A 13,634-nucleotide genomic window follows, 5' to 3' on the forward strand; every position below is an offset into this window, starting at 1 on the left:
CCGCAACGTCGCCCCCGCAACGTCGCCCGCGCATCGATCGCCCGCTGACCGCACAGCATTCACTCTTTGAAGCTGCTTGACGCCCGCTGATGATGCGGGCGTTTTTGCGTCGATGTCCACTGTCTGCGATCGAGTCCTGCCATCGATCTTTCCCGATCTTTTCGACTTGCCGTTCTTGCATGGGTGCAGTGCAACATAAGCAATAGTAAGTGGTTCGTAGTCGGCGTACAGATAACCGCATCGAAGCGATGCATCTCCTCCCGCAGAGCTTCGAGTTTCAGACGGCCCACTCCTCCTCCCAGGGTCGTCTGTATGAACAGCGGCACTCCTCCTCCCAGTCGCTGTTCAATTCTTTTCGAAAGCCTGCCGCACCTCCTCCCGCGGCAGGCCTTTTCGTTTTGGGCTATTCTCCCGAAGGTCAAGATTGAGTTGCAGTCGACATACGCTGCCTTCGAGGTTCGCGTCCGTCAGCAAAAGAGCGAGGGGCGCTCTAGTTGAGCAAATTTGCAGGAGGTTGTTCTCCTTCAGCGGGTTCTGAAAGAAGCTCGCAAATTTGCATCCAAGCACGCCCGCTATCTTTCCCAGGGAGCCAATCCCGAGGTTGCTTCCGTTCGATCTGAGAGATCGAGACCCTCTCTAAGTTAGCTTCCAGTGCAAGACGCTCCTGTGAGAGGCGGCGCGACCCCAACTTACGCGCATTCCAAGTGACCTGGGCTTCTGCCTACCGCTGCCCCCATAGGCAGCGGCGAGATTGGAACGGTTCGTGCAAAGTATGCAAGAGCCGCGCGCTGTGGTCTCTCTGATCAGGCTGTGGTCATGACGTCTGTCATAAGCCTGATAGTCTCGTCTGGATATCGTTTGTAAGCAGGCCCGCATAGGGGTAGAGCGCTGGCGAGCCGCCGCAATGAATGAAGAGGACGTGTGAGCCTTTTGCGATCGAGCCGTTCTCGACGCATCCGATGATGCCGGCGACAGCCTTGCCGGTATAAACTGGGTCGAGCAGCATGCCCTCGCGGTTACCGGCGAGCTTGATCGCCGCGTTGCCGGCTTCCGACGGGATGGAATAACCAGGGCCGATATAGTCGTTCTCGATGCGGATTTTGTCAGCGGTCCAGCGCTTGTCGAAGCCCAGCAGTTCGGCGCCAGCGTTGGCCATGACGGCGATACGCTCGCTGAAGGGAACGGCGCTGCCGGTGACCGCAATGCCGACGACTTCGGCCTTTGGCATGAACATGGCGCAGCCGATATGCAGGCCGGCCAGCGTGCCGCCCGAGCCGACGGGGGCGACGATATAGTCCGGCGCCGGGGTGCCGGCGGCGCGATACTGTTCGGCAAGTTCCTTGACCGCATTGACATAACCCATCGCGCCAAGCGCAGAGGCGCCGCCGAGCGGAATGATATAGGCCTTTTCGCTGCGCGCCTCGGCCTGGTCGGCGTGGTACTTCATGCGCGGATTGATCTCGGTGAAATAGGCATCCGGATCCAGGAAGTCGATTTCGKCGCCGAACAGATGGTCGAGAAGCAGGTTGCCCTGGTAGAGATCCGGGCGGTTGCCGCGCAGAACGAGGATCGGCTTCATGCCGTATTTGCGGGCGGCCGCGGCCGTCATGCGGGCATGGTTGGACTGGTGGCCACCGGTCGTGATCAGCACCTTGATGCCCTGCGAGACCGCATCAGCCATCAGATATTCCAGCTTGCGGACCTTGTTGCCGCCACCGCCGAAGCCGGTGAAGTCGTCACGCTTGACCGACAGGGAGATCCCCAGCTCGGCGCTGAGGCGCTCCAGTTTCTCGATCGGGGTCGGCAGGAAGCCAAGGGAAAGGCGGGGGATCTCTTCAAGCTTCATGAATTCGCTTCTTCCATTCTCACCCGCAGAAATCCCGCGGGCGATTTACTGACATCGATATATCATATATCCTGTATCCACGGTGGCAAGGCGCTTTTATTTGTGGCATGCAACATGGGCAGGCGGTGAGGGTGTCACCGCTCCGGAGTTCGAAAGGATCGGCGCATGGCAGAGACAGTGATCAGCGTTTCCAGCCTGAAGACCTCTTTTCGCCGGAAGGGTCTGTGGCTGCCGGTGGTGCGTGACGTCTCGTTCGACGTCGCCGCCGGTGAGACGGTGGCGCTGGTCGGTGAATCCGGCTCCGGCAAGAGCGTGACCGCCATGTCGATCATGCAGCTCTATGAGCGGCATGCCTGCCGCATCGAAGGTTCCGTCAGGCTGGAAGGCCAGGAACTGCTCGGCCTGCCGGAACGGAACATGCGCGACATCAGAGGCAATCGCATCGCGATGATCTTCCAGGAGCCGATGACGAGCCTCAATCCGTCACTGAGGATCGGGGACCAGATTTCCGAAGTGCTGGTAGCCCATCGTGGCCTCTCCTTCTCGAATGCGGCGAAGGAAGCGCTCGGCCTGATGGAAAAGGTGCGCATTCCCTCCGCCGCCAGGCGCATGCAGGAATATCCGCACCAGCTTTCCGGCGGCATGCGTCAGCGCATCATGATCGCGATGGCACTTGCCTGCCGTCCCAAACTGCTGATCGCCGACGAACCGACGACGGCGCTCGATGTGACGATCCAGGCGCAGATTCTTGAACTCATCAAGCTCCTGCAGGAGGAAGAGGACATGGGCGTGCTCTTCATCACCCATGACATGGGCGTGGTCGCGGAAATCGCCGACCGCACCATTGTCATGTACAAGGGCGAGGCGATCGAACGCGGCCAGACGGAAAACATCTTCGCCGAGCCCCAGCGCGCCTATACCAAGGCACTGCTCTCTGCCGTACCGAAGCTCGGGTCCATGAACGGCGCCTCCGGCCCGGCGCGCTTTCCGCTGATCGACGTGGAAAGCGGCGCTCCGGTCGAGATGCCGCCGGTCGAGGATACCGTTTCGGCAAAGCCGGTGCCGCTGATGCAGGTCCGCGATCTCGTGGCACGGTTTGACATTGGCGGCGGTTTCCTGGGTTCCACCTCCGGCCGGGTGCATGCCGTCGAAAACATCTCCTTTGACCTGAAGGCCGGCGAGACGCTGGCGCTGGTCGGCGAAAGCGGCTGCGGCAAGTCGACCACCGGCCGCACGATCATGCGGCTGCTCGATGCCAATTCCGGCTCGGTCAAGCTCGATGGCAGGGAGATCCTCGGCCTCACCGGCCGGGAAATGCGCGACATGCGCCGGCATATCCAGATGATATTCCAGGACCCGTTCGCCAGCCTCAATCCGCGTATCGAAGTGGGTGACGCGATCGCCGAACCGCTGCTGGCGCATGGCATCGCATCGGGCAGGCGCGACGCGCGTGAGCGGGTTGCCGACCTGATGGTCAAGGTCGGGCTGCAGCCGGACATGGCTTCCCGCTTCCCGCACGAATTCTCCGGCGGCCAGCGGCAGCGCCTCTGCATCGCCCGGGCGCTCGCAATGGCGCCGCAGATCATCGTCGCCGACGAAGCGGTCTCCGCACTCGACGTGTCGATCAAGGCRCAGGTCATCAACCTGATGCTCGACCTGCAGGAAAACCTCGGCCTCGCCTATCTCTTCATCTCCCACGACATGGCCGTGGTGGAGCGGATGAGCCATCGGGTGGCGGTCATGTATCTCGGCGAGATCGTCGAGATCGGCCTGCGCCGGGCGATCTTCGAGAACCCGCAGCATCCCTACACAAAACGACTTCTGGCCGCCGTACCGATCCCGGACCCGACGCGGCGCGGCATCCGCCGCGGGCTGAGCAACGATGAGATCAAGAGCCCTGTCCGGCCGCTCTCCTACGCGCCGCCGAAGCGCGATCATATCGAGGTCTCGCCGGGGCACCGGGTACAGGCCTGGGGCGACKAGTGGGGCACCGCGGCGTAAATTCTCCGGGCGGAGGATTTGACGCGATAACGGCCGCAGAACTGGTTGAAACCATCAGGGTCCAGGACTGGCCTCAAGCTAGCCTCAGACCTCCTCGGCCTGGCCGATCTCGATCGGCAGCGCCGCATTGCCGGCCCATTCGTGCCAGGAACCGGTATAGATCTTCACCTTGTCGTAGCCGGCGAGCCTGAGGCCATAAAGCGCCGTGGCGGCGCGGGCGCCACGATGACAATAGGTGATGACCTCGCGTTCCGGCGAAAGCCCCGCTGCTTTGGCAATCGCACGGATCTCGGCGGCGGAACGGTATCTGCCGTCCTGCAATAGATCCTCGTAGAAGGCGAAATGCGAATGCGGGATGCGGCCGGGCCTGGCGCAGCAGGGATGGACGAAAGTGCCTTCGAACTCGGTGCGGCGGCGCGTGTCGAAGACGTCGGCGCCATCGGCCTCATGGGCCAGGACCTGCTCCGTGGACGCGACGAGCTCGCGGCGGAACGGTATAGCCGATGGTTTGGCCTGGCGGATCGCATCCGCAGCGCCGGTTCCCGGCGCGGTCTCGCCGCCGGCGGCTTTCCAGGCCTGGATGCCGCCGTCGAGGATCAGCCCACCTTCCAGACCGACGAGTTCGTGGAACCAGAGGCCACGCGGCGAGATCATGCCGGTCTGTTCTTCGAAGAACACCGGGAAGCAGTTCTTGCCGAGGCCGAGCCGTTCGAAAGCGCCGCGCCCGCCGGCGGCCATGCCGGCAATACCGGCTTCGTCGCTCTCGGGTATGAAGTAGTCGTAGACGTTGAGGCTCACTGCCCCCGGCAGCGTCTCCTCGCGCCAGTCCGCCTCCGGGCGGACGTCCACCGGCACGAGTTTTCCTTGCGGCAATTGCGACATGAGTTCCGCGGCAGTGATGATCATGGCCGGATCCTTTCAGGGAATGCGTATCAGACGGAAGGCAGCACGGCGCCTATATTCAAGTCGGCCGCACGGTGCAGCAGGCGGGCGGCGAAGGCGATGTCGAAGACGTTGAGGCCGAAGCTGGAAAAATAGAGCGACGCGCCGGCAGATGGTTGCCAGCCGTCCAGAAGGATAGCTGGCAGATCTGCTGCCACGCTGTGGGGGCTGAACTCCCCCGCKCGATACATTTGAAACAGGCTCTTGGCGCTCTTCTCGGCAAAGTCGCCCCAGAGATCGACGGCGACGATATCCRTCGCCGCGATCGTTTCGAACAGAACCTCATGGAAGCCGATCTGCATGATCAGCCGGCCGGGCCGGACTGCCGACGCACCGATGAAGGGGGTTGGCGCCGAGGTGCAGGAGATCACAACGTCAGCCTCGCCCAGCGCCTCGTCGAGATCGTCATGTGCGAGGATACGCGTGGCACCCGGTGTCACCTGATCCAGCAACCGGTCGAGATGGGCTTTCGTGCGGTTCCAGAGATGGATCTCCCGGAGGAAAGGGTACAGCTGCAGCAGCATGTCCAGATGGGTTTCGGCATGGGCGCCGGCGCCGAGCAGTGTGACGGACGTTATCCCGCCCGGTTTCAGCGCCCGCATGGCGATGGCGGAAACGGCTGCCGTGCGCATGCGGGTCAGAAGCGCGCTTTCGACGCTGCCGACAGGCGCGCCGTCCGAGAGCCGGTTTATGATCGTAGTGCTGCTGATGCTCGGCAGGTCGCCTGTCGGCTCTGCTCGATGGACCGTCCATTTCAGGCCGGCTGCATCGTAGCGGCCACCGACGAAGGCCGGCAGGCTATAGGCCTTGTTGCGGGGATCGGCGCCAAGCGGCATGACACTTTCGGCAACCATGCCCGCCTGTCCGTCGCGCAGGAGCCTGATCGTTGCCTCGACGTCCTCGACGGCTGCCGCCCAGTCCAGGGCGCCGGCCTTGATCGCGTCCGCGCGGGAAAGGTGGAGGATGGTATTCACGGCGTAGTCTCCTCGGCTTCGTCGGCAACCAGATCGAGCCACAAGGCGATAGAGTCGATGAAGCGGCGGAAGCCCTCGAGTGTCATGAACTCATCGATGCCATGGGCATTGCCGCCACGGCCAGCACCGGCCAGCAGGAAAGATTTCGCATGGCGGGCAAAGGCGTAGGCCGGTGCTGCGCCGATTGCCCAGGGCCAGATCTGCGGGCGTGCAAACGCCGTCTTTTCGTAACTCTTCAGAAGCGGCCCGACACCTCGCGCATCGGCCGCGAAGCGGGAACCGGGATAGCTGTCGGCGACCGTCAGGACCGCGCCGGGGACCGCGTCGATTATCTCCCGATACCGGGCAAGAAAATCGGCGGGGTCGAGAGACGGTGGGGCACGGAGCTCGAAACTGGCTCGGGCACCGTAAGGTATGACGCCGTCGGAGCCCAGAGGCATGCTTTCAAGGCTGGAAATATTGAGGGAAGCGGTCGAAAGGACGTGCTCGAGCAAGGTGCGGCCATCGCCTTCCAGCGCGAAGCTTTCCGTTCTGCGGAAGCGCAGCTCGCCCGCAGGATCGAAGGTCGAGGCCAGTATCGCGACGACAGCCATCGCCTCCTCGTCTATCACGATCCTTGCAAGTTCGCCGGTCGGCGGCTTGCCGATCAGCGAAAGCACCTCGATCAATCGGCTGGCGGGATTGGCGATCCAGGGCGCGTTGCTGGAGTGGATTGCAGCCTTCGGCCCGCCCCAGGCACCGGATTCCACCTTTATTTCGCCCTTTGCGATGCCGGAGAAGCCGAGATAGATGCGCGGCGCTCCACCGCCATATTCGCAGAAGGACGGAAAGATTGCCGACACGCTCGGCCTTATCGGGCAGGCGGTGTCGGCGAGATAGTCACGCATCGCGCCGCTGCCGCTTTCCTCTTCGCCATCAACAAGGATTTCGACATTGACCCGAAGTTTTCCCGCATCGGCCAGCGCCTTGACGGCCAGAAGCATGCCGGCGAGCGGACCCTTGTTGTTCTCGGCCCCGCGGGCGACGAAGCTCTCACCGATGCCGGGCAGATCGACGATGCCGCCGCTGAACGGATCGACCGACCAGCCTGCCGGCGTCGCCGGCATCACGTCATACATGTTGTAGAGAATGACCGAGGCCTTGGCGCCGACATCGACGCGGGCGTGGATCACCGGCGGTCGGTTCCCCGACGGGTTGGAGCAGATGATCTCGGCGCCGAGCTGGTGCTGCAGCCAGCAGCGGATTTCGTCGGCCTGGGCGCGCAGTGCCCTGTCGTCGCCCTTGACCGAAGGGATGGCGCACCAGTCCTGCGTCAGTTGCAGCGCCTCGTCGACAGTCCAGTCGTCGATCATAGCCTTATCCTCGGGTTAAGCCAGACATAGGTAAGGTCGACCAGGAAGTTGACGACCACGAAGACGGCAGCGGCAAACAGCACGACGGCCTGCACGACGGGAAAGTCGCGGTTCTGGATGGCTTCGACGGCAAGCCGTCCGATGCCAGGCCAGGCGAAAATGATCTCGGTGATCAGAGCGCCGCCGAGCAGCGAGGCGAAATACATACCCTGAACAGTGATAACAGGGATCAGCGCGTTGCGCAGCGCATGGTGGACGATGATGCGCCAGGAGGAGATGCCCTTGGCGCGGGCGGTGCGAATGTAGTTCTCGCCCAGCACTTCGATGAGGCTGGCGCGCACGAGCCGGGTGATGGCACTCAGATAATAGGCGCCGAGCGCGATCGATGGCATGATCAACTGGGCGGCGCTGCCGATGCCGCTCGACGGCAGCCAGCGAAGCTTTAGCGAAAAGAAGATGATCAGCAGCAGTGCCAGCCAGAAGACCGGGATCGCTTGGCCGAGCAGCGAAATGATGCGGATTGCGAAATCGATGGCGCTGTTCTTGCGGATGGCAGCGATGGTTCCGAGCAGGAAGCCGAGCAGCGAACTCCAGACGAGAGCCACGCAGGCAAGCAACGCGGTGGCCGGCAGGCGTTCGATAAGGAGATCGAGCGCCGGGCGATGAAAGCGCAGCGAGCTGCCCAGCTCTCCCGTCACGGCACTTGCAAGGAAGCGACCATACTGGACCCAAATCGGATCGTTGAAGCCCATCGCCTGGCGGAAGGCCTCGATTTCTTCACGCGACGCGTCCGGCGACATCATCAGCGCAGCCGGATCGCCGGTGAGGAACAAGGCAAAGAAGACGATCGCCGAGACGCCGAACATGACGACGATGCCCTGAAGCACTCGTCCGGTGATGAAACTCAAGGTCTTCATGGTCTTCAAGCGTTCCTGCTGTCGGCACGTCGCACGAGCCAGTCGCCAATAAGATTGCAGCCGACCACCAATGCGCCAATGACGAGGCCCGGATAAAGCACCAGCCAATTGGCAAGCAGGATATAGGAGCGGCCTTCGCCGATCAGGTTGCCGAGGGTCGGGGTGGGTGGCTGCACGCCAAGGCCGAGAAAGCCGACGGAGGCTTCCAGGATGACCAACCTCGGCAGGTCGAGCGTCATCAGCACCGTCTGCGGCCCGACGATGTTCGGCAGCACATGGCGGAAGATGATGACCATGTCGGACAGGCCGATCGATCGCGAGGCATCGATATATTCCAGCTCGCGGATTTCCAGCGTCTTGGCGCGGGCGACGCGGGCGAAGACCGCCCAGCCGGTGACGCCAAGCACGACGACGAGATTGCCCATGCTCGGGCCGATCACCGCAACGATCAACAGGATGAGAAGAATGAAGGGAATGGCGAGCTGCACGTCGACAGCGCGCATGATGATGATGTCGAACCAGCCGCGATAATAACCGGCGATCATGCCGAGCGTCGTGCCGAGCACGACGGAGATCACCGATGCAGCGACGACGATCGATAGAGAGATGGCTGTACCGAGGCCGAGCCGGGCGAGAAGGTCTCGCCCGAGCTGGTCGGTTCCGAGCGGATGGAATTGCCCGCCGATAACCGAAAGTGGCGGCTTGAATGTCGCAGTCAAGGTTCCCCGTACTGCGTCGACCGGCCAGAGGAGCGGCACGAAGACGCAGAGCACCAGAACCGCGACCAGAAGGAACGTTGCGAACAGGGCATCCGCATTGTTCCGGACATTCCAGAACCGTGTCATGCTTKACTTACTGCTTCCTGATGTCGAAGACTGGGATACGGGCATCGGGGCGCCCTTCGAAGGTAACCGACTTCGCCTTACCGTACAGCGCGTCTTCTTGGTAAAGCGGGATCACCGGAGCCTGTTCGGCAGCGAGATCCTGGATCTGGGCCAAGACCGCTTCACGTTTGGCAGGATCGACGATCGAGCGGCTTTCGTCGAGCAACTTGTCGAGTTCCGGAATGGACGCCGTGGAATAGGGTTCACCCGTCTTGAAGATGGCGTAAACGGCCGCATCGGCATCCAGCGTCTGGGTCGAGCCCCAGCCCAGCATGAAGATCGGCCCCTTGCGCGGAACCTGCTGGACATAGACGGACCAGTCGAGGACTTCCTGTTCGACCTTGACGCCGATATCGCCGAACTGCTGGGCGATCGCCTGGGCGACTTCGCCGTCCTTCATGTAACGGTGAGTAGACTGCATCTTGATCGAGAAGCCGTTCGGGAAGCCAGCTTCGGCCAGCAGGGCCTTCGCCTTCTTCGGGTCATAGGGGGTCACTGGCAGATCTTTGTAGCCGAAGTCGGCCGCACCCACCTGCGTGCCGCGGGGCGATGCCATGCCCTGCAGGATGTTGGTGACGATCGATTGGCGGTCGATTGCGGCGTTCAGCGCCTGGCGGACCTTGACGTTGTCGAGCGGCTTTTCGCTCATCACGAGGCCGAGATAGATGGTCAGGCCGCCGTTCTTGACCTGCACGAGGTCGGCGTCCGGGCTTTCCTTGATTATCGGTGCGATATCGACAGGGACGTTTTCGATCAGGTCGACTTCACCGGTGAGCAGCGCGGTGATACGGGCAGTCCCATCAGGGATGGCGCGCCAGGTGACCTTGTCGATCGACGGTGCGCCACGCCAGTAATCCTTGTTGGCTTCCAGAATGACGTGCTGGTCGGGAACGAACTCGACGAACTTGTACGGGCCAGTGCCGACCGGCTTGCGGGCGAAGACGTCGTTTCCGACTTCCTTCACGTATTTCGGCGGCACGATATAGGCCGGATAGCGGCTCATTCGGGTCGGCAGAAGCGGATCCGCGCTCTTGGTCTTGATGCGAACGGTTAGCGGATCGACCACCGAGACGCTGTCGATCGTCCGGATATAGGAAACCGTGGGAGACTTGGCATTCGGATCGAGAACGCGGTCGAGGGTGAATTTCACGGCTTCGGCATCGAAGTCCTCGCCGTTGTGGAACTTAACGCCCTCGCGCAGCTTGAACTCCCAGGTCGTGTCGTCGATCGCCTTCCAGGAGGTCGCAAGCCCCGGGACGAGCTTCATATCCTTGTCGCGCATGACCAGCGTATCGAAGATGTTGTCGACGATCGTCGCGCTTTCCCGCAGGAAACCGGGGTCCATCGCCGTGGTGGAGGCGCCGCGTCCGACGACGAGATCGGCAGCGGCAGCGATTGCCGTGGTCAGGGGCAGCAGCATGGACGCCGCAAGTGCGAGGGCAGCAAGTCTTTTCATGGGGCCTTCACTTCCTTTGGAGTTCGTATTCATATCCGATTTCAGCCCCAGGCTTCCTACAGGGAAGGGCTGTTGATAGGTGAACGATATATGATATATCCTATCTGGACAAGATATAGGCAGTTTCGAATCCGTGGTAAAAAACGGGCAAATTTTCTACCTGCGAGGATGATGTGAGTACGGCTTTGTTCAATGTGGCTCCGCGAAAGAGCCTTGTGACACATGTCGAGGATGAGATCCGCATGGCTMTTATCGAAGGTCGGCTGGAGCCGGGGACACGGCTTGTCACAAAGGACCTGGCCGACTCGCTMGGAATGAGCATTACGCCGGTGCGTGAAGCGCTGGTGCGTTTCGCAGCCTCCGGCGTGCTGACGGCGGAACCTGCGCAATCATTTCGGGTGCCGACGATGACAGTGGCGCAATATCGCGAGATTTCCGAGATCCGCAAATCGGTCGAGGGCCTTGCTGCATTCAAGGCTGCAAGCCAGATCAGCGGCAAAGAGATTGCGCAGATGCGGGTTCTTCTAAAAAAATACCTGGCAGCGAAGACGGCGAAGGACCAGCATCTGGCCCTTGCCCTGAACAAGGAATTTCGCTTCGTACTTTATGCCTCGGCTCGCATGYCGACCCTTCTGGGTGTCATCGAAATGCTTTGGCTGAAGGCGGGCCCCGGCTTTAATTATCTCTATCCGGAAGCCCAGTCCGCTTCCGACGATCATCACAATTATGACGATCTGATGCAGGCTCTGCAGGAGAAGAGCGCAGAGGCGGCCCGCGCCGCGATCGAACATGCGATCTCCGACGGTGCGCGGATCGTCATAGAAGCATTGAGGCAGCGCGAAGCGCCATTAGCGGCGGCGAGATGATGGACCACGCAAAAAGCTCCAACATCAAGATCCGTACTGCTGCCCACTGGGGCGTCTACGAGATCACGCCCGAAGTCACCGGCGGGGTGTCGATCCGCGGTGCGGCGGAGGATGCCGATCCGTCTCCGATTGGCCTCCATATGGCATCAGAAACGCTGAAGTCGGTGCGGATTGCAAAGCCTTCGATCCGCAAAAGCTGGTTGCAAAGTGGACCGGGCGCCAACCCGCATTTGCGCGGCCGCGAACCTTTCGTCGAGGTGGAATGGGACGAGGCGCTCGATCTTCTGGCGCGCGAATTTCAGCGTATACGCGAAAATTTCGGCAATGAGGCTATCTTCGGAGGCTCTTATGGCTGGGCCAGCGCCGGTCGGTTTCACCACGCGCAAAGCCACGTGCACCGTTTCCTCAACCTGTTCGGCGGTTATGTCGGCAGCGTCGACAATTATAGTCTGGCGGCCGGGCGGGTAATCCTGCCGCACGCGATCGCATCGACCGAGATCCTTCTCGACCAACACACGTCATTCGACGTGATGGCGCAGCATACCGAGCTGTTCCTCACCTTCGGCGGCGTGCCGGTGAAGAATGCCCAGATGTCTGCCGGGGGCGCCGGGCGCCATCGCGTGACGGCCGGCATGAAGGCGATGAAAATGGCTGGTACGCGCTTTGTCAATGTCAGCCCGGTGTCTGATAACATGCCGGTTGACAGCGAATGGCTGGCTATCCGCCCGAACACGGACGTGGCGCTGATGCTGGCGCTTGCCTATGTGCTGGATGCCGAGAAACTTGCCGATTTCTCGTTCCTGCAAAGCCATTGCGTCGGCTATGATCGTTTCAGGCCCTATCTCCTCGGCGAGAACGACGGCATTGCCAAGTCCCCGGAATGGGCATCCGTAATCTGCGGTATCGATGCCCGACGGATCACCTCGCTGGCGAGGGAAATGGCGACGAGCCGGACGATGATCAACGTCTCATGGTCGCTGCAGCGCGCCGTGCATGGCGAACAGCCATTCTGGATGACGGTGACCTTGGCGGCCATGCTGGGCCAGATCGGCCTGCCCGGCGGCGGTTTTGGCGTTGGCTACGGCGCCTTGAATTCCGTAGGCCACGACAATCCCCGCTTCAAGTTCGGTGCTTTTCCGCAGGGGCGGAACCCGGTTTCCATTTTCATTCCGGTCGCGCGCATCACCGACATGCTGCTCAAGCCCGGTGACGGCTTCACCTATAATGGCAAGGCTTTTGTCTATCCCGATATCCGGCTGGTCTATTGGGCAGGCGGTAATCCGTTCCATCATCATCAGGATCTCAATCGCCTMTTGCAGGCTTGGCAGAAGCCCGAGACCATCGTCGTCAACGAACCCTACTGGACGCCGACGGCGAAGCTTGCCGACATTGTGCTGCCTGTTACCACTCCGCTGGAACGCAACGATATCGCATCCTCCGGCGGCGAAGACCTGATCGTTGCGATGAAAAAGGTCCAGGAGCCTTTCGGACAGGCACGCAATGATTTCGATATTTTCGACGATCTTTCCAAGCGGCTCGGCATCGACTACTCGGAAGGTCTCGATGAAAGCGGATGGATGAAGCGCATCTATGCACTGGGCCGCGACAACGCCGCCGCAAGGAGCATCGATTTGCCCGAGTTCAGCGATTTTTGGGAGACCGGCCTCGTCGATCTTGCGCCGCAGGCGAAGCCGGTCGTGATGTTGGAGGCCTTCCGCCACGCGCCGGACGACAATCCCGTCCCGACCCCCTCCGGCCGTATCAAGATTTTTTCTGAAACCGTTGACAGCTTTGCACTTGAAGATTGCCCTGGTCACCCGACCTGGTTCGAGCCACCGGAATGGCTGGGTGCGGCTTCGCGGGGCGACCAGGAACTGCACATGATTTCGGATCAGCCCGTGCGCCGACTACACAGCCAGTTGGACGCCAGCCCGCACAGCAAAGCAGGCAAGATCAAGGGCCGTGAGCCGATCTTCATGAATTCGGAGGACGCGCAGGCCCGAGGAATTATCGGAGGTGATCTCGTCGAGATCCACAATAAGCGCGGGCGGGTAATCTCTGGTGTGGTGATTTCTGACGCGATCATGCCAGGTGTTGTGAGGCTGTCGACAGGCGCATGGTTCGACATGGATCACGAGCGCGATCTGGAGCGGCACGGCAATCCCAATGCCTTGACCCTGGATACACCGTCATCATCACTATCACAGGGTTGCAGCGCGCAAACCTGCCTTGTTCAAGTTAGAAAGATTGACGTTGAACATGCCGGAGTCGTCGAGGCGTTTGCTCAGCCTCATTTCGAAGCGAGATGAAATGCAAGCACTCGTGAACACGATCCCCCAGGTCGCGGCCACATTCGCATGGGCCGCCATCGTCCCGGTTCTTCAGGACTTGGATCT

Annotated in this window: 10 protein-coding genes; 3 read left to right on the plus strand and 7 right to left on the minus strand. The window is 61.4% G+C overall.

Annotated elements, in window-relative coordinates; genetic code table 11:
- Positions 1-826: 826 nt before the first annotated feature.
- Positions 827-1,846 (minus strand): 1-aminocyclopropane-1-carboxylate deaminase/D-cysteine desulfhydrase, encoded by a 1,020-nt coding sequence (locus AC1DNW_RS26700; RefSeq protein WP_477854893.1) that lies wholly within the window; start codon positions 1,844-1,846, stop codon positions 827-829.
- A gap of 165 nt (positions 1,847-2,011) precedes the next feature.
- On the opposite strand from AC1DNW_RS26700, the gene AC1DNW_RS26705 reads away from it, so the two are divergent.
- Entirely contained in the window at positions 2,012-3,847 is a 1,836-nt protein-coding gene (locus AC1DNW_RS26705) for an ABC transporter ATP-binding protein (RefSeq protein ID WP_477854894.1), read from the plus strand.
- Between the two features lie 84 nt (positions 3,848-3,931).
- Here AC1DNW_RS26705 and AC1DNW_RS26710 read toward each other — a convergent pair whose 3' ends face one another.
- The 6 genes from AC1DNW_RS26710 to AC1DNW_RS26735 are packed head-to-tail and all read right to left on the minus strand — an operon-like array spanning position 3,932 to position 10,372.
- Positions 3,932-4,753 carry a sulfurtransferase gene (locus tag AC1DNW_RS26710; RefSeq protein WP_477854895.1) on the minus strand — a complete coding sequence of 274 codons (822 nt, stop codon included), beginning with the start codon at positions 4,751-4,753 and terminating at the stop codon, positions 3,932-3,934.
- 26 nt (positions 4,754-4,779) lie between these two features.
- A complete protein-coding gene (locus AC1DNW_RS26715; RefSeq protein WP_477854896.1) occupies positions 4,780-5,763 on the minus strand; it encodes a hypothetical protein in 984 nt (327 codons plus the stop codon).
- Positions 5,760-7,115 carry a M20 family metallopeptidase gene (locus AC1DNW_RS26720; protein ID WP_477854897.1) on the minus strand — a complete coding sequence of 452 codons (1,356 nt, stop codon included), beginning with the start codon at positions 7,113-7,115 and terminating at the stop codon, positions 5,760-5,762. The genes AC1DNW_RS26715 and AC1DNW_RS26720 overlap by 4 nt, the downstream gene beginning before the upstream one ends.
- Entirely contained in the window at positions 7,112-8,032 is a 921-nt protein-coding gene (locus AC1DNW_RS26725) for an ABC transporter permease (protein ID WP_113295935.1), read from the minus strand. Before AC1DNW_RS26725 ends, AC1DNW_RS26720 begins: the two co-directional genes overlap by 4 nt.
- A 5-nt stretch (positions 8,033-8,037) precedes the next feature.
- Positions 8,038-8,877: an ABC transporter permease gene (locus tag AC1DNW_RS26730; protein WP_113309937.1), complete on the minus strand. Its 840-nt coding sequence runs from the start codon at positions 8,875-8,877 to the stop codon at positions 8,038-8,040.
- A 7-nt stretch (positions 8,878-8,884) separates the two neighbouring features.
- Positions 8,885-10,372 carry an ABC transporter substrate-binding protein gene (locus AC1DNW_RS26735; RefSeq protein ID WP_113295913.1) on the minus strand — a complete coding sequence of 496 codons (1,488 nt, stop codon included), beginning with the start codon at positions 10,370-10,372 and terminating at the stop codon, positions 8,885-8,887.
- A 215-nt stretch (positions 10,373-10,587) separates the two neighbouring features.
- Between AC1DNW_RS26735 and AC1DNW_RS26740 the strand changes: the two genes are divergently transcribed.
- Together AC1DNW_RS26740 and AC1DNW_RS26745 are read left to right on the plus strand one after the other, a co-directional pair.
- The gene (locus AC1DNW_RS26740) at positions 10,588-11,238 is read left to right on the plus strand and encodes an FCD domain-containing protein (protein WP_477854942.1); all 651 of its coding nucleotides are present in this window, start codon (positions 10,588-10,590) and stop codon (positions 11,236-11,238) included.
- A complete protein-coding gene (locus AC1DNW_RS26745; RefSeq protein ID WP_477854898.1) occupies positions 11,235-13,547 on the plus strand; it encodes a molybdopterin-dependent oxidoreductase in 2,313 nt (770 codons plus the stop codon). Before AC1DNW_RS26740 ends, AC1DNW_RS26745 begins: the two co-directional genes overlap by 4 nt.
- Positions 13,548-13,634 lie beyond the last annotated feature (87 nt).

The organism is Rhizobium sp. 05L429, from assembly GCF_056397645.1.